Here is a 20,769-nt window from a genome sequence, read left to right on the forward strand (position 1 = left end):
TTGTATGAGCCTGTCAATGCTCAGTACAAAGGAAGATTTTCGCTTATGTCAACGATTATTTAACCACTATTGAATAGTACGAACTTTCGTATTCCCATTATCCATACAAATGGAAGCATCAGTTGTGTCAGTAGGATCTACTTCTTCTAAATTCTCATACAACTGTGGATAATCATGACACTTCATATTTCTAGGTGTACATATTTCTTTTCCGAATGAGATCATGGATTGATGTGCTCTTCCCCAATATTTTGCCGGGATAATTTCTGTCACGCGTTCTTCAATTTGTTTAGGCGTGGCATTTTTTTCTACTATTTTGTGATGTTTGCAGATTCGTGCGACATGTGTGTCCACTGCAAAAGCATCTTGGTTAAAGGCAACATTCAATAGTATATTAGCTGATTTAGGTCCAATTCCAGTTAATGATTGCAATTCTTTGCGTGTATTTGGTACTTTCCCATCAAATTTTTCAAGTAATTGACAGCTGCTTTTATAAATATACTTTGCTTTATTCCGGTAGAGTCCGACTGTTTTTATGTATAATTCAATTTCTTCAGGTGAAGATTCGATAACAGCTTGAGGATTTGGATAGCGTTCGAATAACTTGTCTTTCACCTTAGCGACTGATACGTCTGTTGCCTGAGCACTTAATATAACGACCATCAACAATTGAAATGGATTTTGATATCGCATCGTTGGGACAGCATTGGGATAAAGCTTCATAATTTCATAGATAACGTGTTGCGCGGCTTCTTTTGTCAGCATAAGCTTTCCTTTCTTTTATTTAGTTTTTTTTAATATAACATACTTTCAATAACACTAAAATCAAGTTTATCAGTATCTTATTTTCTATAAAGCCAGAATCTAAGTATAGCTTTACTTAGAATCATGTCATTCTGACCTTTTAATGTTTAAAATAAAGTTTCAACAGTTCTTTAGCACTGATGGTTGAGGTATAATAAATTAAAGAATTGTTCCTCAAAAACATACCTACGGAGGGTCTTTAATATGAGACAAAATGACGAAGAAACGCTCAATGATTTATATAATTTGATCCTCAATCCTGCTACTCGGGACTGGGAACGGTCATCATTATTGTCGACCAAAAACGCCTTAGAAGAAGGTGGAAGTATTGGCGACCAATTTTCAAAGCTTGAAGCTAAATTACGTCCACTCGCATTAAGAAACAACTTAACGCCTGATGTGACGGATTTTTATAACAGTATAACTGGAAATGCTAGCTCCAACGCTCAATTTGATTTTGCGAAACATTCCATTGATGATCTGACTTACCAAGATTCTGCGGTATTTGCAGGCGGCTGTTTCTGGTGTATGGTAGAACCTTTTGAAACCCGAAATGGAATCATTTCAGTCTTATCGGGTTACACCGGAGGGCATATGAACCATCCCACTTACGACCAAGTGAGTGGCCAGTATACAGGGCATGTCGAAGCGGTTGAGATTATTTTTGATACACGGATCATACAGTATAAAGACTTGGTGGAGCTTTATTGGCAGCTGACTGATCCCACTGATGCGTTTGGACAATTTCAAGACCGAGGCAGTCAGTACCGCCCGATTATTTTTGTTCGAAATGAAGAACAACGGAAAATTACTGAAAAGTCAAAACAGCGATTAATAGAATCCGGCAAATACAAGCGTCCAATCGTTACATTAATTGAGCCAACATCTGTATTTTGGCCGGCAGAAAACTTCCACCAGCAATTTTATAAGAAAAATCGAAAAAGATACAAAAGGATTGAGCGGTCCCGTCAACAATTTTTAGCATTCCAACATTTGCAAGGTAAAATCCGGACAGAGCTTAATCATTTTACACGAAAACATTAATGGACTGTGCCATGATAGCTACTCTTCTCTACCATATTGAATAGCTATTTTTACTTTTTCAATGAAGAATGACTAAAACGTCATTTATCTTTTCACTGAATTGATTTTGTTTAAAAATTCACAAAAATAGTTTACCATAAAGAGAAACCTTTATATTTTTATAAGAGAAAGAGGAAAAAACTGTGTTGGAAACAATTTTAAGTTTATACGTTACATTAATGTCAGTGATTTTTGCAGGTGTTGCCAATATGGTATTTTGTAAATACCCTACTTATCAATGTTTAAATATCCCAATGGATGCCGGTAGGATATTAGCAGACGGCAAGCGATTGTTTGGTCAAAACAAAACTTGGAAAGGCTTTATTGGCATGATTCTTTTTGGCGGACTCTCTCAAATGATCTGGGGACTCATTCTAAAAACTAGCCCTTCTCTTGAATCGCTGAATCTCTTCTATGACGTCTATGCAAATTCTATCCTAAACAATCTTTGGATTGGTTTTTTATTAGGGTTAGCTTATGTCGTTTTTGAATTGCCCAATAGTTTTATGAAACGACGGCTAGAAATAAAACCTGGTAAACCAGCAAACAATCAATGGAAATGGTTCTTTATTTTTATTGATCAAGCAGATTCATTGCTAGGTTGTGCTCTAGTTGTAGCCGTTTTGGTTCCAATAAGTTTGGCTCAATTTTTCGAGTTTATCCTTTTGGGAGCTGGTACTCATGTCGTAGTCAATCAATTATTGTATTGGTTTAAATTAAGAAAAAATCCATTCTAATTATTTTAGATGTACAAAGAGGTGTATAGAAAATTTATTGGACTTTAATAGAAACTGCAGAAACAAATCTGCGGTATGGCGGTAAAATAAACGCGTTGATCAATTTGTCTCAGTTAGGCCTTCAGGTACCTAAAGGCTATTTCATTTCAGAAGATAAACTCACTTCACTATGGACTGAAGCAATCCCAGAACTAGTAGGATTAGAAACAACCGTTCATCCTAATCTGCCAACTTATGAAACGATTGTTCAACGCTTGGATCAGCTGAGTTTCCCAGCGGAATTAAATGCAGAAATAAGTGATCTGATATCTCTTAATAAAACCTATATTGTGCGAAGCAGTGGCTTGATGGAAGACCAAGCATCTACTTCTTTTGCTGGACAATACGACACAATTGCAAACTGCACGACGACTGACGACATTATTGCTGCATTAAAACAATGTATCGCGTCTCTTTTTAAGCCAGCTGCCATAACTTATTGGCAGACGCATCAGTTGGACGTTCAAAATCTAAGAATGTCTGTCATTATTCAAGAACAAGTTTCAGCAGTGTCCAGTGGTATTTCGTTTACTCTCAATCCTTTGACAAATAATGATCGTCAATTAACCCTTGAAGTAGTGAAGGGCGCAGGTGAACAGCTTGTTAGTGGATTGGTTACTCCTGAACAATTAACGATTGATTGGTTTTCAACAATCGGACCAACAAATTGCTCAAAAATTTTATCTTCAGGTCAGTTAAAGCAGCTTCAAGAACAGTTGCTTTTGATTGCGACCTTTTATGGCTATCCTGTCGATGTGGAATTTTGTTTCAGCAAAGATTCCTTATTCTTCTTACAAGCTCGCCCGATCACAACGATTCGCCGAAAAATCAATGAAGGCAATTGGACAACAACGAATTTTCGTGATGGCGGTGTCGCTGCGCAGCCTTGTCCAGGATTGATGTGGAGTTTATACCGCGAATCATGGCAGACTACGTTAGAAAAATTCTTGATTCAAAACAAGTTATACGATTCAACAAACATCAACCAGCTATCTATCAATCATTTTGCAAGACCTTATTGGAATATTGGGGTTGTAAAAGAAGCCATGTCACGGATACCTGGCTATATTGAACGCGAATTTGATGACGAGCTTGGCGTGTATAAAAATTATCAAGGAGATGGCTATAAAAGCAAGCTGACAGTTAAGACGCTCAGCCATTTACTAACTGTGGCGACTCGTATCACTAAAACGACTCAGCAACAGCGTCAAACAGCAGCACAGCAACACAAACAACTATTAGAAACGTATCAATCAATCGATAAAAAAATCCAATCGCTATCTTCCGCGACAGATCAGCATAAAATTGAAGCGTTATGGGAAACTATCATTAACGATGCTTATTTGCAAAGTGAACAGACTTATTTCTGGCAAGTCTATGTCAATACGGTGCAGCTTTCAATGAAAAAAACCGCCTTATTGAAAAAATTGCCTTTAGATACTTTTTTTCAGCTTATCTCAAAATTAGGTGCAGTCTCACATATCCAACCGCTACGTGATCTGTATGAGATCGTTGATATTATCTTGGCAAACGATAAATTCAAGCAGGAATGGATGACAAACAGTCCAGTAGACATCAATACGCTGCTAACCAAACAACCCCATCGTCTAGATGCGCAGCGGATTAAAGCTTTTCAAGCAATATTTGGCTATCATTCAAATCGTGAATTGAATTTATTGGTGCCAAGTTATAGCGAAGACCAGCAGCTAGTTGTTGATCTGTTGAAAGACTATGTGGATCATCCAGAGAAACTCAAGGCAGCTCAACACTCCTTCTCACAAATACAGACAGAAGAACAAATGGGAAAACTAATTGAACCCTATGTCTCTAAATGGCAACGTACTAAAGTAATGAAGGATATCAAGATGCTGCGTGACTTATTATGGTGGCGTGAAGAATTTAAAGATGTATCAACTCGTTTTTATCATTTGATTCGTCAAATCACTTTGAAATTAGGCGAAAGGTATTCCCAACTAGGGTATATTGATCAAACAGAAGACCTCTTCTATCTTGAAAAAGAAACGATACACTCTTTTATTACTAACCAACTTTCTCAAGAAAGTCTTCAAAAATCCGTACAAGACAATCGTATGTATTGTCAGGCTTATCGCCACTTTGTTCCTCCAGGAGATTTAATGGAGACAAGTATTTCCCCAGAGATGGAAAATCTTTTGGTAGATACTCCATCCAGTTTATCTGGAATCGGTGCTAACGATGGAATTGTTTCTGGAAAAGTAAGAATCCTGCTAGACCCTAAAGACATCCATCAGTTGCAAGCTGGCGAAATCTTGGTGACTCGTTTTACAGATACAGGTTGGAGTCACGCTTTTGGTTCCATTGAGGGTCTGATTACAGAAACTGGCGGTGTTTTATGCCATGCCTCAATTGTTGCCAGAGAATTCGGGATTCCAACGATCGTCTGTGCAACACACGCTACTGAAAACTTAAAAACAGGTATGACCGTTACAATGAATGGAACCACGGGTGACATTACAATTCAAAAAGGTGGATGCTAAAAATGTTTATTGGAGAATATGGAAAATTTATCTATTTAACTTACTTTGGGACAGCCCTGTCGTTAGTAGCGATGCATTTTATCATTCAAGGTGAAATGATCTGGGCGATGAGCTGCTTTATTGTGAGCGGACTTTGTGATTTATTTGATGGCATGGTTGCGCGTTCTTTTGAAAGAACAAAAGCGCAAGAACAATTTGGTGTGGAGATCGATACCCTTTGCGATATGATCAGTTTTGCGGCATTGCCCGCAGTTTTATTGATCGCACAAGGCCGGTTTCCTTTAATGAACATTTTTTTAGCTATTATTTATGTCATCACTGCGGTTACAAGACTGGCTTATTTCAATCGTGAAACGAAAGAAAATTTAGCAGAAAGAGCTACTTATTTCCGGGGAGTTCCGGTTACCTATGGTGCACTTGTTTTTCCGGTCGGTTACTTGGTAAGTGAAGGATTTTCAAGTGGCAGTTTTCAATCTGTTCTTCTACTGCTTGCTCCTATAATGGCTTTTCTATTCATCTGGGACATTAAGATTCCTAAACCCAATCGTGTAATGTACCTCTTTTTCCTAGGACTAGCGCTTGTAACGTTGTTCGGATTATGGAGATTGTAGTATGCCAAAAGTCTATCAACGTGAAACGAAATCGATTACTGAACCTAAGGAATATCAAGCAGCATGGTTAAAACGATTGTATTTAACAAAGTGGGGAAACATTTTGCTTTTCGTAGTCACTTCCCCATTCTTTTCCATCGTATGGACGGCTATTGACCATACCCGATTTTCTAAAAATAAAGTTGCTCGGTTCACCAAAGAGTACGGTATCAACATAAACGATTACGAATCTGCAAACTATAGATCTTTTGCAGCATTCTTTATCCGCAAATTAAAAGCGGCAAACATTCAAGTAAGTCCGTCTTATCGCGTTTGCGCTGTTGCGCAAGCGAAACTATTAGTCGTCCCCATTCAGAGTGATCAGACCTTTGCCATCAAAGGGCAGAATTATCGTTTAGAAGACATTCTTCAAGACCGTTCTTCAGCTGATTATTACGAAGGCGGAACCTTATTTATTTATCGCTTAGCGGTCGATGATTATCATCGTTATTTATCAAGTGAAACAGGCACGGTTATTCATCGACGTAAAATCCGCGGAAAACTGCATACGGTCAGAGAAATCGCGCAACAACACTTTCAATTATTCAAAGAAAATAAAAGAGAGTATTGTCTAATCGAAACAAAGAAATTGGGAACGATCATGCAGATGGAAGTCGGAGCACTTTTGGTTGGCAAGATTTATAATCAACCATTCAATAATTATCAGCGAGGGAAAGAAAAAGGTTGGTTTAGCCTGGGAGGTTCAACCATACTAGTAGCTTATCCAAAAGACAAGATAAATGTTGATCCAGATATTCACCATTATTCTAGTCTAAATATAGAAACACAAGTCAACATAGGGGAAGGAATTGGTCTGAAAACATGTTAACCAGATTATTAACTTATTATAAAGAGATGTACCCACTGATTCCGCGATTACTATTAGCGATCATCTACTTTTTTGAAATCTACTTTATCTTACTCCTCAACGTAGGAAAGTCAGATTTTTCAATAGGAATACAAGAATGGACCGGAGTTTGGACAATATTTACTTTTTTGATGGCACTTAGGATCGCAGATGATTTTAAAGACTACGAACACGATCAACGACTATTTCCAGATCGGGCATTGCCTTCTGGGAGAGTTAAGAAACGTGATTTAGCTATTGCTTTAGCTGTCATGGTCACGATCACTGTTGTGCTCAATGTCTTCTTTATGAATAATATAGGCTGGTTTCTCTTTTTATTCATTTATGGAACCTTGATGTCGCTGTGGTTTTTCAGCAAAGTCAAAATTCAAAAATCATTGCCTTTAGCACTGGTTACCCATAATCCTGTGATGATGGTCATGAATATCTATATCATCACATTCGTTTGTTACAAATATCAATTGCCATTGCTGTCATTACCTACTGTCCTGCTGGCATTTACGATGTATTTCCCAAGCTTGATATGGGAAATCAGCCGTAAAATAAGAGCACCCAAAGACGAGACAGAATATGTGACTTATTCTCAACTCTTCACTTATCAAAAAGCCACACGTTTCGTTCAAGTGCTGACAATCATTGATATTTTAACGAATTTTATTCTTCTTTGGAATATTTCAAAAATCGGTGTTGTTGTTCTATTGGCAAATGTCATCTGGATGACGATTCAATTTCAACAGTTCATTCATGATCCGACTCGTTTCAGTATCAAAGATCGAGTGGAACGCTATACCTATATTACAGAAACAACGATGGTTCTTTCGGTTGCAGCTCATCTATTTATCCAGGGGTTTGTCCGATGAAACAACTCACTCACTTAAGTCGTCATTTAGTAGGTTCAAAAGCGTATAATTTACATCTAATGAAAAAGCAGGGTCTCGTTGTTCCTCCTTTTTCAGTTTTTTCGTTTGATCTCTTTGATCAAACAGATGTACATACCTTCTTGAAGGAACAACAAGCAGCAGATCAAACAGGAAACGATACATTGAATAAATTGAGTCAACGATTGCAGCAGGAGTTTAAGGCGAAATTTTTGCAAGAGGATTTTTCAGCTATCCATGAATTTAGCAGGAACGCTTCTGACAACCATACTTACTCTGTACGCTCTTCAGCAAACGTTGAAGATGAGGCCTCTGCCTCATTCGCAGGACAATTCTCTACGCGTTTGTTTGTTGAAGCGAACGATTTAGTTGAAGCTGTAGAAGAAACTCTTTTGTCGTTGTATCAGCCCTCTGCACTGAGTTACTACTTGGAACAGGGCATTTCGTTAGAAGCTGTTAAATTATACGTCATTCTCCAAGATATGATTGCGGGAGATCTATCTGGGGTCTATTTTACTGCAAATCCTCAAGGGTTGTTGAACGAACACTTAATTGTTGTCGGCTTTGGCGTTGGCAGCGGCATTGTGGAAGATAAAGTGGATACAACGATGGTTACGATCCATTCGGATGATCAATTGTCTTACTTTGAAACATCTGGTGCGTCTCCAACCTTAACAGAGAAACAACAAGTAGATTTAGAAGCCATGGCGAAAAAAGCCACCGATATTTTTGGTCCGCGAATGGATATCGAATTTACATTTTTAGATGACCAACTCTATGTTTTACAAGCAAGACCTATCACAAAAATGCCTACAGAACCGGTCATTATTTTAGACAACAGCAATATTGTGGAGAGTTATCCCGGAACAACGACTCCTTTGACTTTTAGTTTTATTCAAGAAGCCTATGGGAGTATTTTTAGAGGTCTGGCCAAACGCATGCTGAAAAATGATACACAGACACTTCAATCATTTGAGCCCACTTTTCAAAATATGATCGCTCAAGTCAATAGCCGGGTCTATTATCAAATCACTAATTGGTACAAATTACTTCATCTTCTGCCCTTTTCTAAGCAGATCATCCCTATTTGGCAAGATATGTTAGGTGTTCAAGCCACCGATATCTCTGCAATTACAGTAAAAATCAGTCGCTCAACTCGACTGAAAATCATGGGACGCATCATTAAGAGTTTCATCCAAGCGCCTCGTTCAATGAAACAACTCGATTCGGATTTTGAAGCGATTTCTGAACATTTCAATCAAACGTATACGCGAGAGGCTTCATTTGAAGAACTTCATCAATTATTTGAGCAGATCAAACGACAAGTATTGGAACAATGGGATGTCACTTTGATCAATGATCTCTATGCGTTTGTTTATACTGGGCTGTTAAAAAAAGTCTGTCCGCCTGAAGAAGTTCAAGAGGAAATAGCCGGGATCGAACAAATTGAAAGTATGAAGCCAGTGTTTGAACTTAATAAAATCATTTATACCATTCAGGAAGAACAACATAGCGACTATCGAAAAATAATTGAAAGCATTTCTTCGGAACTTGCAGCTGATTTTATTGAGACAGATTTGCATCCAATCACACAAGATATCCGACGTTTCATTCAACAATTTGGAGATCGAGCTCCAGAAGAATTAAAATTAGAGACGGCAACCTTTCGTAGTCATCCTTTTTCATTAATTCAACTGATCCAACAGCAATTGGAATTGCCGCAAACAGCGATGCGTACCGAATCTAAAGCAACGGCAACAAACAAATCACGGAATCCATTGGTGAATGGGCTGAAGAAACGCGCTATGACAGGGATCAAATACAGAGAAAGTTCTCGCTTGAATCGTACGCGAATTTACGGAATGATGCGACTCATCTTTATCACTATGGGCGAGCAGTTGGTAAAAGAAAACCGTCTTGAGCAATCAGAGGATGTGTTTTATTTAACGATGACTGAACTTTTCGATTTGGCTAGCCATAGAGATCTTTCAAATATGCAAACAGAGATACAAAAACGGAAGCATAAACGATTAGTAGATCAGCAATTACCTGCATTCAGCCGGTTGATCTATGCTGGAAGTATTTTCGAAAAATATCCACAAACGATCAATCAGCAGCAGACAGTCTCGACCAACCAGCAGGACTTCCAAGGAATCGGTTGTTCAAAAGGCATAGTTCGAGGGCAAGTTTTAGTTGTCGAAGATATTCAAGCCGTTAATGTTCAGCAATCCTATAATAAAATTATCGTCACAAAAATGACGGATCCAGGATGGGTGTATTTACTGACCCAAGCAAAAGGGATCATTGCGGAAAAAGGCTCGTTATTATCTCATACAGCAATCATCTCTCGCGAATTAGGTATTCCTTCTGTCGTCAATGTCCAACAAGCCACACAACAACTAACGACTGGAGAATGGATTGAAATAAACGGACAGACCGGCCTGATCAAACGTTTGGAGGATGAAAATGATTACTCATAATTCTTTAAAAATCATTCCAGTGTTTTCAGGTGAAAAATCAGAAACCGATTTCCTGCAATTCCCACAACGAATTTATAAAAAAGAGGAATTGATGCAATCCGTCTCAGAGGAACAAGCACAGATCAGTGGACAGCATCCGTTGAGTCCAACCTATACTTTCCAAGCATTCAATGGTTACCAAGAGGGTCAAATGGTAATTCGCGGGGCTCTAATAAAACCGCATCACTTGGAAGACTATTACTTAGGGTATTTTGAAGCAGTAGATGATGTAACCGTCATGATTCAGTTTATCCAAACACTGAGTGAAAAAGTACGAGACAAAAATGTGCAGCGCATCATTGGTCCTGTTCAAGGAAGTTTCTGGCTAGGCTATCGAATGAAAGTTAAAGGATTTGAACGAGCACCATTTACGAGTGAACCGCACAATCCATCGTATTATCCGAAGTTATGGCAAGCGGCCGGTTTTAAAGAGGTCGAACACTACACGTCAAATTTTTATCGTTCGATTCCACCTCAATATGAATCAAAAAAACTAGCCAAACGTTATCATTTATTTGTGGAAAAAGGTTATCGTTTTGTTTCTCCTAAACCAGAAGATTGGCCAACCGTTTCGCTTGAAGTCTTTAAACTTTTAAGAGTACTCTACAAAGACTTTCCATTGTATCAAGAGGTTACAGCTGAACAATTCAGTCAAATTTTTGCCGATTTAAAACAAGTGATCGATTTTTCTATGGTGAAGTTGGCCTATAAAGATCAGCAGCTCGTTGGCTTTTTGATTACTTTGCCGGATTATGGCAATTTGATTTATCAAAAAATGAATCTACTAAATCTAGCGAAAATTATCTATAAAAAATGGCGTGCTAAACGTTATATCATTCTGTATTTAGGTGTAGACTCTAAGCATCTGGGTTTGGGATTGGCGATGTCCTATCCGGTTTTCAAACAGGTAAAACAACGCAAAGCAGAAGTAGTTGCTGCATTGATCCATGAAAATACGGTAACAAACCGATATGTGACAGAGATGCAGGAAGATTCTCATGCTTACAGCTTATGGATGCTGGAATTAAAGTAAACAAAGCTGGGGCGAAATTTAGAAAAATCAAACAATCTCACCAATCATATGATGTGCTTTACTGCATAAAAAGACCCCAAAAGCTAAGCTTTTGGGGTCTTTGGCTTAATTATTTTAAATTACGGACAGCTTCTTCAACAGCTGTATTACCAGATAGAACTTCAAATTCTTGTTTGATCGTGTTGTCATTATGAAGTACCGAAATCAACGTTTTAGCTATATCTTGGCGTGGAACTTCATTAATGTCTTGTCCCATACCAACTTTTATTTGATTAGTACCAGGTTCATCAACTAGTATACCAGGATGCACAATCGTCCAATCTAGATCTGTACGATTTTTTAACCATTCATCCGCATAGTTTTTTGCGATGGTGTAAATTTGTAAATCCTGTTCTTGAGACATGGCTTCACGTCCAGTACGGAATGTGCTGACCATAACAAAACGTTTAACGCCAGCTTGTTCTGCAGCCGTCATTGCTTTAATGGCTCCATCTAAGTCAATCAAAATGGTTTTGTCCAAACCACTTCCACCAGCTCCAGCACTGAAGATAACTGCATCGACATTTTTCATAGCGTCTGCCAATTCATCTACTGAATTTTTAACAAGATCTAAGAGAACCGTTTCAATTCCTCGTTCTTCGAAGAAACTAACTTGTTCAGCCTTACGGATCATTGCGATTTCTTCAATAGCAGAATCCTCTTTAGCAAAATCTGCAAAATGACGAGCTACTTTCCCATTGGCACCTACAACTAATACTTTCATTAAAAAACTCCTCTCAATAAATAATTCAACTTACAATTAGTATAACGCATATCACTTACTTTTTGTTGTATTGTGAACTAAACACTGGCATAACCTGATCGTCACCATAAGTTTCGATAAGCGGCAACTCGTTTAACATATTCATATCCTCTTCAGAGATTGTAAAGTCGATATCAGCATTCGATTTCATATGATCCTTATTCGTCGTTTTAGGTAAAGCAACTGTGCCTAATTGCAAGACATAGCGAATACTTAATTGAGCAGGTGAAGCCTGATACTTTTCAGCCATCGCTTTAACAACTGGATGATCAAGAATAGCTCCGTGAGCAATTGGTGAGTATGCTTCGACAATGATGTCTTGACTTTGACAATACTCAATGACGTCAGTTGGAACATTTGTAATGTGTGCAAGAACTTGGTTTACCATTGGTGTGACTTTTCCGTTAGTGATCAAGTTTTCCAAGTCTACTTGCTCGAAATTAGATACACCGATTGCACGTAATTTTCCTGCTTCATACGCTTCTTCTAAGGCGCGCCAAGCTTCTAAGTTTCCTTCGAAGTAATGGTTGCCATCACGGAAATTTGCCCAAGGCTGCGGACTATGAATAATCATTAAGTCGATATAATCCACATTTAAACGTTCAAGTGATTTCTCGATTGCTTTGACTGCTTCATTATCTATCATCCAAGTTCCTAAACCTAATTTAGGAATTTCAACTCCATTTGCTAATGTATACGTTTCGTTTACTACCATTTTCAGTTCCTTCTTTCTATCTCTTTTTATTTTTCAACAGATTAATGAAAGACGATTTCTTTAGTGATTCTCGCAGGTGTACCCGCAACAATCACATTGTCTGGTACATCTTTAGTGACTGTAGCATCTGCTGCAACAATAGCATTTTTGCCAATCGTTACGCCAGCCAGAACGGTTGCGTTTGCTCCGATCCAAGCATTCTCTTTAATTCGAATCGAATCTACGATGATTCCTCTTCTTTTTGCTGGATCCACCAAATGATTCACTGTGAGCAAACGCGCGCCAGGTCCAATCAAGACGTTATCTTCAAGAAAAATACCGCCTAAATCGACAAACGTGACGTTTTGATTGATAAAAATATTTTTCCCAAATGAAATGTGTTTTCCAAAGTCTGTGTAAAAAGGCAACGATACAGTAACCGAAGAATCAATCGATTCCCCCGTAATTTTTTCAAGAGAAGTTCGAACCTCTGCGGGAGTATGGTAACCGGTATTCAATTCCATGACTAACCTTTCGTTTCCTGCCTTCTGCTCATGTATTTCTTCAAAATAAGAGGATCCTTTCACTATTTCTTTCCTAATAATTCGGCTTAATAAGTCTTTCATAGCTCTTCACCACCTATATCGTTATTTCTTGTTAAACCCATCATACTAAGATAAACTGAATCTGACTAATACTTATATAGCATACGCAGCTATGCTTTTTAACTATACATAGGAGGGATACATATTGGATTTTCGTGTATTAAATTATTTTTTGACGGTGGCTCAAGAAAAAACAATTAGTAAAGCAGCAGAATCCTTACATTTGTCTCAACCGACCTTATCTAAGCAACTAAAAGAACTGGAAGAAGAATTAGGCGTTCGATTATTTACTCGCGGAAACCGCGAAATAACCTTAACTGAAGATGGACACTATTTGGTGAACCGTGGTAAAGAGATCCTTTCATTAGTCGACACCACAATGACAAACTTATCGAGTAAAGAAACGATCAGCGGGAAAATCGTTGTTGGCGGTGGCGAAACCAAAGCCATGCAATTTATAGCTGAAAGTGTACGTGTCTTAACTGAAGAATATCCTGATGTAAAAATCCATTTATATAGTGGAAATGCAGACGATGTTTCTGAGAAATTGGACAAAGGGATCTTGGATTTTGGGATCGTCATAGATCCAGTAGAAAAGAAAAAATACGATTACTTAAGACTGCCTAGAACCGATCAATGGGGTATTTTATTCTACAAAGACCATCCTTATGCAAAAAAAGAAGCTATCTTACCTGAAGATCTAAAGTCTCTTTCGCTCTTTGTTTCAAGCCAATCTTTAGTTGATGATCAAATCGGTGAATGGCTAGGGAAAAATCTCGACAGTCAACAAATCATCGGCACCTATAACCTTTTGTATAATGCCTCGATCATGATAAAAGAAGGTATAGGTTGCGCACTATGTATTGATGGGATCATAAACACTCAAGGAACAGATTTAACATTTGTTCCACTAAAACCCAATTTGGAGGCTAGCTTAAATATAATATGGAAAAAGAATGCTATTCTTTCAAAAGCAGCAGCTGTATTCATAAAAACGATTCAAACTTCTATCCGTTTGTAGCAGCCTTCCAATATACTATCGTCATTCTATTACCCATTCCTAATTAGAAAGGATCTATTCAAAAATGGAAATCGAAAATGCGCTTACTATTACGAACAGACAAGACTTAAGAAATTGGCTTGCGGTACACTCATCTACAGAAAGCTTTTGTTGGGTAGTTATCAATAAGACTGAAACCTCAGAAGTTGTTCAGTATCTAGACATCGTTGAAGAAGCTTTATGTTTTGGTTGGATCGATGGCATCAAGAAAAAAATCTCCGAGAAGGAATCTGCTCAACGAATTTCTCCAAGAAGGAAAAAAAGCAACTGGACAGAATTAAATAAAGAGCGTGTAAGAAGATTAGAAAAACTGGGTTTAATGACAGAAGCAGGCTTGAAAGTTCTTCCGGATATGCGTCCTGAATCATTTATCATCGATCAAATAATTGAAACTCGTTTAAAAGAAGATGACCAAGTTTATCAGAATTTTCTTAGCTTCCCTGAACTCTACAGAAGAATCAGAATCGACAACATTCAAGGCTATAAAAATGATCCAGAACTTTTTAATAGACGATTGGATAAATTTATTGAAAGTACCAGAGCAAATAAACTTTATGGACAGTGGCATGACAATGGTCGGCTGCTCAATTATTGATAAAATAAAAAACGCAGACAATAAAATCATCTGCGTTTTTTAGATAATTGCCATTTTTATGTTTAACGAACAGATAAACAGTGTTAACTTGGTTTGGATAATATACGTACTCGTTTAACAGAAGGAATATCCTGAATTTTTTTTGCAACAGGTTCTATTCGGTCAAAACTTTCTTCTAAATCAATCAGCATATAGTCGTATCCATCTTTTCCATTACTGGTCATGTTTCCAATTTTAAGGTTTTCTTGGTCCAAATAGTTCATGATTTTGGACCATGCTTTTCTAGTTTTTTGATAAAAAATGGTAAGACGGTATGGGGACTGAAACACAAGACGAGTAGCTGGAAAGTTGACAGATTCTCTAACCGTTCCAAATAATAAAAAATTACGCAATGCTCTTACAGCGAGTCGGTCTCCACCCTTTAGAGCTTCCTGAGTAGTTCCACCAATATGGGGAAGCATTAAGATATTCGGGTGTCCAATATATTCTTCTTGAGGAAAATCAGTAATGTACCCGGCTATGATTTCATCCTGCAAGACTTTCAATATTCCTGTATTGTTCACGATCGGGTCACGTCCAAAATTGAGCAAATAGGCTCCTTTTTTCATTTGACTCAATTTTTCTTCCGTTAGTAAATCTCTGGTTTCATTAGTCAACGGCAGAACAACGACGACAAAATCTGAAAGATGAAGCAATTCATCTAAATCGACTTGATTTACATAATCAATATCATGTTCCCGTCTAGCGTAGCCCAATACTTCCATTCCTAAATCATAACAGCTTCTAGCAATTTGGGTGCCGATAGCCCCCATTCCTAGTAAGCCAATTGTTTTTCCTTGAAGTTCTTGCCCAACGTAGTCTGAGCGTTTGGATTCTGCTTGTCCAAGTATATCCGGACCTTTAAGTGTGCGAACCATTTCCGCTGCTGTCGCAACAGGACGTACCGTTAAAAAGAGGCAAGCCAAAACCAATTCTTTAACTGCATTTGCATTGACCCCTGGCGTGTTCAAAACAGCTGTTCCATTTTCAGTAGCAGCTTCTAGATTGATTGTATTGACACCGACACCTGATCGAGAAATAACCAATAGTTCTTCTGTGATCGCTTCATCAGGAACGTTGGAACTTCGAACTAAGATTCCTTCAGTCTCTTTCTCTTGGCTAATTTCAAAGTTTGGTTGCTGCAATCTAGCGATAAGTCCATCAGGAATTGAATCAATCAGTCGTAACTTATACATATAGCTCTGCCCCGTTTCTTCTACTGTCTCGTTCTCGTAGTCATGCAATGAATCATATTTTGAACTGTTGCTTTTTATTTTATCATTCGATACACTAAAAGAAAAGATGGAGAGGTTTGAGGCTATGCATATTGAACCAACAAAACTATACCCAGATCGTCCTGTCATTGGAAAAGACAGTCAAATCAAAGACACCCTCTTTGGTGAATATAACGAAATTGGCAAACAAAATGCGGTTGATCACTCAGAATTCGGCAGCTATACGTATACTGGAGATTATTGCTTCATCCAAAATTCAAAATTAGGCCGTTTTAACAGTATTGCCGATATGGTTCGAATTGGTCCCACAAATCATCCTTATGAACGTCCTTCTCAACATATATTTGCCTACAATGGTAGCGGCTATGGTTTCCCTGAAAATGATACAGATTTCTTGGGAAAAAGACGGGAGAACTATACAACTATTGGCAATGATGTCTGGATCGGCCATGGCGTGATCATTCAGTCTGGTGTTACTGTGGGAGATGGAGTGGTCATTGGAAGCGGCGCTGTCGTGACTAAAGATATACCACCCTATACTATTGTTGGGGGAGTACCTGCAAAACACATAAAAGATCGTTTTCCAGAAGCTATCAAAGAAAAACTTGCTCAAATTGCATGGTGGAATTGGACCCGTCAAGAATTAGAAGAACGCTATGAAGAGTTAAAATTGCCCATTGAACTATTTGTTGAAAAATGGTCAAAAGAATAAAAATAACCTTTTAATTAGTTGATACAAAATAAGTTAATGTCTTATTTAAGATGAAGAAGATCACTCAAACCTATTTTTATAAAAAAAAGCGTGAGCCAGCTGCTCACGCTTTTTAAATTTACTGAAATTTTTGACTCCTCCTATTTTATACATAGTATTCGACAAGGAGTTTTTTTAATTGCTATTTGTTAAAATGCTTCTTTTAATGGTTGGCAAACTTCGCACTTGCGTTGATTTTTATTTTTAAATTTTGTAAAGGATTTCTCGAATGTATTACCGCATGCACATTCAAATTGTAGTTTTTGAGAAAAACCACGGTATTCTGTTGTTAACAACTTGCTATCCGAATTTTTTTCAACAAATTCCTTGATTGAATCGATTGTCCATTGTTTATTCATTTTCTTACACCTCCATAGTTTATTGATAGGCGGAGGCTTTCTTTGCATCCGTTCTAAGTAAACCTTAAGCTATTCATTATAGCACGAATAGATACAATTAAATAGATAGAAGGTATCTCTTTAAGTTAGCTCGAAGCACATCCAACTGCAGAAAGATTCTGTCAGGTAATCATCAATCTGACTGAAACCTCAGAAGTTGCTAAATATTTAAGTCTCGTTGCGGAAAAATCTTGTTATAGTTAGATCAGAGAAAATCTATATATATAATTGTATCAACTTCTCTAAACTTTCTTTCATAATATGTTTAATTGATAAAATACGAAAAGCGTCCTGTAACAGAATTTGCAGCAGAATGATCCTGCCTCAATAAAAAAATATTTGCGAATTTGAATCTTTTTTACTTACTAAATATAAGTGTTATACTCAACTTGTACTTCAAAAAAGACATTATAGGGGGAAAATAAACATGGCAACCATTACAATTTTTGGTAAAGGAAATATGGGTTCAGCAATTGGCGGTAACTTCGAAACAGCAGGAAACGTTGTGTCTTACATCGGTAGCGGTGAATCATCAGATCAATTAGGCGATATCGTAGTATTGGCTGTTCCTTATTCAGCACTTTCTTCTATCGTGGAAGAAAATTCAGAAAAATTAGCCGGAAAAGTTGTTATTGATATTACAAACCCGCTTGATTTTGCTACATTTGATTCTTTGGTTGTTCCTTCTGACAGTTCAGCAGCAGCTGAAGTTCAAAAAGCACTTCCAAACTCTAAAGTATTGAAAGCTTTCAACACAACATTTGCTGGAACTTTGACAAGCAAAACTATTGGTGATTCACATCCAACAACTGTTTTAGTTGCAGGTGACGACACAGATGCTAAGAATCAAGTTTTTGATGCTTTAGATGGTAGTGGTTTAGCGACTCTTGATGCTGGTTCTTTGAAGAGAGCACGCGAATTGGAAGCTTTAGGATTCCTACAATTGACTCTAGCTGGTTCTGAAAAAATTAGCTGGAATGGTGGATTTGGACTTTTCAATTAATTATAAATAATTGAACTGTGCTCCATTTACGTTCCTTAAATATACTAGTAAAAATTAAATAGTTAGTATTAAATAAGATCTTGAAAACTCTATTAAAGAGTGCTCAAGGTCTTATTTGAAGGTTATCCTGACTTAGATTGTTTGTATTATTGAGTATATTTTATAGTTTAAAAACAGCTAACTGACAAGTATAAATCCGGTAGTAAACCAGACTCCTAATTGTCAATTAGCTGTTAAAGAGAACTATTTAAATGCTAACAATTCTTTACAATAATTGAAGTATCAACAAAAATAGTGTTAACTTATTATTTGATTTTTGTAAAAAGAGAATCCTTATACTTGTAACGTACCCTTTAGTTCCGCAGCTTTAGTAGCAATTAAATCCATTAACTCAGGAGACAAGGTATCGTAAGTCGGTAGTCCCAGATTATTTAATTCTTTACGAACATCCGCCATTTTAGAAGCTGGTGTACCTGTTTCGATTACAGATGAAACAAAGGCTGCGAATTTTGGTGCAGACCATCCTTTTTCTTCTGATAATTCTGTATGAATAAAGTCTAATCCGTAAAATGCATGATTTTTATTTTCTATACGACCATACATATGTGCACCACAATCTCTACAATAATGTCTTTGGATTGCCGCTGTTTCATCAACTACTTCTAACTTATCTTCATTGTTAATGACTTCAACTGTTTCACGAGAAACTACAGCTACTAAAGAAAACCTAGCGTCTTCTGGTTTCCAACACTGAGAACAGCCACATGCGTGGTTGTGTAGCGTTTGTGAGCTTACTTTGACCTCTACTTTATTCGATTCACAAAGACACGTTAATGTGCCCCCACCGAATCCTTCTACTTCAGGGTAATCTTGGATTCCGTTATCTAATCTTGGGTGTAATTTAATGTTTGTCATATACTTCACTCCTTGGATTTATTGTTTTTGATTCAGCGATATGAAACTCTAACTGTTCTTTTATAAATGATGAAATCATCTAATAGTTCTAAACATGTCCACTTGATATCCAAACAATCAAAAGATGATTCTTTTATTTCACGACTGCAGTTAGCTTAATCGTCTCCAATTCCTTTTTTTAGAATGGATTTGCATCGCTGATTGTTTTTCTAAAAAATTATTTGCGAAAAAAAACAATTCTTAATAAGACAGGATAGTGCGGATTGATTCACCTTTGTGTAATAGATCGAATGCTTCATTGATATCTTTAAATTCTAAGTTGTGAGTAATAAATGAATCTAAATCAATTTCACCATTCATGAAATCCAGAACCATTCCTGGTAATTCAGTTCTTCCTTTTACTCCACCAAATGCTGATCCGCGCCATACGCGTCCGGTAACTAATTGGAATGGACGTGTTTGAATTTCTTTTCCAGCACCTGCTACACCAAGGATAATACTTTCACCCCATCCTTTATGGCAAGATTCAAGTGCAGATCTCATTACATCAACGTTACCAATACATTCAAAGCTATAATCTACACCACCATTTGTCATTTCTACAATAACTTCTTGGATTGGGCGATCATATTCTTTTGAATTAACAAAATCAGTTGCACCCATTTTTTTAGCTAATTCCCATTTGCTAGGATTAATATCAATTGCAATGATGCGTTTGGCGTTTGCTTTCTTTAATCCATGAATAGCGGCTAAACCAATTGCACCAAGACCGAATACAGCTGCTACAGCGCCTTCTTCAACTTTTGCAGTGTTTTTAACTGCTCCCAGACCTGTAGTAACTCCACAACCAAGTAAAGCAATTTTGTCCAAAGGAGCATTTTCGTCAACTTTTACTAAGTTGATATCATTTACAACTGTGTACTCACTAAAAGTGCTGGTTCCCATATAATGATAAATTGGCTCTCCTTTATATGAAAAACGAGTTGTTCCATCAGGCATTAACCCTTTACCTTGCGTCTCACGGACTGCACTACATAAGTTTGTTTTGCCAGAAAGACAAAATTCACACTTTCCACATTCTGCTGTATAAAGTGGTATAACATGATCTCCTGGTTTTACGGAAGTGACATTTTTACCTATAGATTCAACCACACCTCCACCTTCATGACCTAAGACAGCTGGAAAAACTCCTTCTGGATCATCTCCAGACAACGTAAATGCATCCGTATGACAAACAGATGTATACAATATTTTAACTAATACCTCATTTTCTTTTGGTTCTTCTACATCGATCTCAACAATTTTAAGTGGTTCATTTGGACCAAATGCTACTGCTGCTCTACTCTTCATATTTTTCCTTCTTTCTTAGATGTCGATCATTTTTAACAAATTCAGTGTAATACATAATGTAATAAAAGTTAATACTGATATATTTGTCACTATAGATTTAATTAAGTAGTTTAGTTGACGGAGCAACAAAGCGAACTAGCTTATATCCACATATCTAATGTGACATAGAAAGAAGATAATCTCGATTCATTAGCG

The 20,769-nt window shown here is 37.3% G+C and carries 20 protein-coding genes; 12 read left to right on the forward strand and 8 right to left on the reverse strand.

What is annotated here, in order from left to right; genetic code table 11:
• Positions 1–66: 66 nt before the first annotated feature.
• Positions 67–765: an endonuclease III gene (gene nth / locus ABS916_RS04350; RefSeq protein WP_350450749.1), complete on the reverse strand. Its 699-nt coding sequence runs from the start codon at positions 763–765 to the stop codon at positions 67–69.
• Positions 766–1,008: 243 nt separating this feature from the next.
• On the opposite strand from nth, the gene msrA reads away from it, so the two are divergent.
• The 8 genes from msrA (at position 1,009) to ABS916_RS04390 (ending at position 11,127) form a co-directional block, all read left to right on the forward strand.
• A complete protein-coding gene (gene msrA, locus ABS916_RS04355) occupies positions 1,009–1,848 on the forward strand; it encodes a peptide-methionine (S)-S-oxide reductase MsrA (RefSeq protein WP_350450750.1) in 840 nt (279 codons plus the stop codon).
• 185 nt (positions 1,849–2,033) lie between these two features.
• Positions 2,034–2,624 (forward strand): CDP-archaeol synthase, encoded by a 591-nt coding sequence (locus ABS916_RS04360; protein WP_350450855.1) that lies wholly within the window; start codon positions 2,034–2,036, stop codon positions 2,622–2,624.
• A gap of 86 nt (positions 2,625–2,710) precedes the next feature.
• The gene (locus ABS916_RS04365; protein ID WP_350450856.1) at positions 2,711–5,179 is read left to right on the forward strand and encodes a PEP/pyruvate-binding domain-containing protein; all 2,469 of its coding nucleotides are present in this window, start codon (positions 2,711–2,713) and stop codon (positions 5,177–5,179) included.
• Positions 5,180–5,181: 2 nt separating this feature from the next.
• Positions 5,182–5,790 (forward strand): CDP-alcohol phosphatidyltransferase family protein, encoded by a 609-nt coding sequence (locus tag ABS916_RS04370; protein WP_502880580.1) that lies wholly within the window; start codon positions 5,182–5,184, stop codon positions 5,788–5,790.
• 1 nt (position 5,791) lies between these two features.
• A complete protein-coding gene (locus ABS916_RS04375) occupies positions 5,792–6,658 on the forward strand; it encodes a phosphatidylserine decarboxylase (protein ID WP_350450752.1) in 867 nt (288 codons plus the stop codon).
• Positions 6,652–7,557 (forward strand): UbiA prenyltransferase family protein, encoded by a 906-nt coding sequence (locus ABS916_RS04380; RefSeq protein ID WP_350450753.1) that lies wholly within the window; start codon positions 6,652–6,654, stop codon positions 7,555–7,557. Before ABS916_RS04375 ends, ABS916_RS04380 begins: the two co-directional genes overlap by 7 nt.
• The gene (locus ABS916_RS04385; RefSeq protein ID WP_350450754.1) at positions 7,554–10,055 is read left to right on the forward strand and encodes a phosphoenolpyruvate synthase; all 2,502 of its coding nucleotides are present in this window, start codon (positions 7,554–7,556) and stop codon (positions 10,053–10,055) included. Before ABS916_RS04380 ends, ABS916_RS04385 begins: the two co-directional genes overlap by 4 nt.
• Positions 10,042–11,127, forward strand: a complete 1,086-nt coding sequence (locus tag ABS916_RS04390) for a hypothetical protein (protein ID WP_350450755.1) — start codon at positions 10,042–10,044, stop codon at positions 11,125–11,127. Before ABS916_RS04385 ends, ABS916_RS04390 begins: the two co-directional genes overlap by 14 nt.
• A gap of 109 nt (positions 11,128–11,236) precedes the next feature.
• Here ABS916_RS04390 and ABS916_RS04395 read toward each other — a convergent pair whose 3' ends face one another.
• From ABS916_RS04395 to ABS916_RS04405, 3 genes are read right to left on the reverse strand one after another with little or no spacing between them, the layout of a single operon-like run.
• Complete coding sequence (locus tag ABS916_RS04395; RefSeq protein WP_350450756.1) at positions 11,237–11,890, reverse strand: SDR family oxidoreductase; 654 nt, start codon at positions 11,888–11,890, stop codon at positions 11,237–11,239.
• Positions 11,891–11,945: 55 nt separating this feature from the next.
• Complete coding sequence (locus ABS916_RS04400; RefSeq protein WP_350450757.1) at positions 11,946–12,644, reverse strand: aldo/keto reductase; 699 nt, start codon at positions 12,642–12,644, stop codon at positions 11,946–11,948.
• A 41-nt stretch (positions 12,645–12,685) separates the two neighbouring features.
• Entirely contained in the window at positions 12,686–13,249 is a 564-nt protein-coding gene (locus ABS916_RS04405; RefSeq protein WP_350450758.1) for a DapH/DapD/GlmU-related protein, read from the reverse strand.
• Positions 13,250–13,373: 124 nt separating this feature from the next.
• On the opposite strand from ABS916_RS04405, the gene ABS916_RS04410 reads away from it, so the two are divergent.
• On the forward strand, positions 13,374–14,249 hold the full coding sequence (locus ABS916_RS04410) for a LysR family transcriptional regulator (RefSeq protein ID WP_350450759.1): 876 nt from the start codon (positions 13,374–13,376) through the stop codon (positions 14,247–14,249).
• 64 nt (positions 14,250–14,313) lie between these two features.
• A complete protein-coding gene (locus tag ABS916_RS04415) occupies positions 14,314–14,883 on the forward strand; it encodes a YdeI/OmpD-associated family protein (protein ID WP_350450760.1) in 570 nt (189 codons plus the stop codon).
• Positions 14,884–14,966: 83 nt separating this feature from the next.
• Here the strand turns inward: ABS916_RS04415 and ABS916_RS04420 are convergent, their stop codons facing one another.
• On the reverse strand, positions 14,967–16,118 hold the full coding sequence (locus tag ABS916_RS04420) for an NAD(P)-dependent oxidoreductase (RefSeq protein WP_350450761.1): 1,152 nt from the start codon (positions 16,116–16,118) through the stop codon (positions 14,967–14,969).
• A gap of 124 nt (positions 16,119–16,242) precedes the next feature.
• Between ABS916_RS04420 and ABS916_RS04425 the strand changes: the two genes are divergently transcribed.
• Entirely contained in the window at positions 16,243–16,869 is a 627-nt protein-coding gene (locus ABS916_RS04425; RefSeq protein WP_023179457.1) for a DapH/DapD/GlmU-related protein, read from the forward strand.
• Between the two features lie 188 nt (positions 16,870–17,057).
• Here ABS916_RS04425 and ABS916_RS04430 read toward each other — a convergent pair whose 3' ends face one another.
• On the reverse strand, positions 17,058–17,267 hold the full coding sequence (locus ABS916_RS04430) for a hypothetical protein (protein WP_034537848.1): 210 nt from the start codon (positions 17,265–17,267) through the stop codon (positions 17,058–17,060).
• A 466-nt stretch (positions 17,268–17,733) separates the two neighbouring features.
• On the opposite strand from ABS916_RS04430, the gene ABS916_RS04435 reads away from it, so the two are divergent.
• Positions 17,734–18,309: an NADPH-dependent F420 reductase gene (locus ABS916_RS04435; RefSeq protein WP_350450762.1), complete on the forward strand. Its 576-nt coding sequence runs from the start codon at positions 17,734–17,736 to the stop codon at positions 18,307–18,309.
• 333 nt (positions 18,310–18,642) lie between these two features.
• Here the strand turns inward: ABS916_RS04435 and gfa are convergent, their stop codons facing one another.
• Together gfa and ABS916_RS04445 are read right to left on the reverse strand one after the other, a co-directional pair.
• Positions 18,643–19,224 carry an S-(hydroxymethyl)glutathione synthase gene (gene gfa / locus ABS916_RS04440; RefSeq protein WP_023179460.1) on the reverse strand — a complete coding sequence of 194 codons (582 nt, stop codon included), beginning with the start codon at positions 19,222–19,224 and terminating at the stop codon, positions 18,643–18,645.
• A 240-nt stretch (positions 19,225–19,464) separates the two neighbouring features.
• A complete protein-coding gene (locus ABS916_RS04445; RefSeq protein WP_350450763.1) occupies positions 19,465–20,574 on the reverse strand; it encodes an S-(hydroxymethyl)glutathione dehydrogenase/class III alcohol dehydrogenase in 1,110 nt (369 codons plus the stop codon).
• Positions 20,575–20,769: the final 195 nt, after the last annotated feature.

The organism is Carnobacterium sp., assembly GCF_040274945.1.
Classification (GTDB): Bacteria; Bacillota; Bacilli; order Lactobacillales; family Carnobacteriaceae; genus Carnobacterium_B.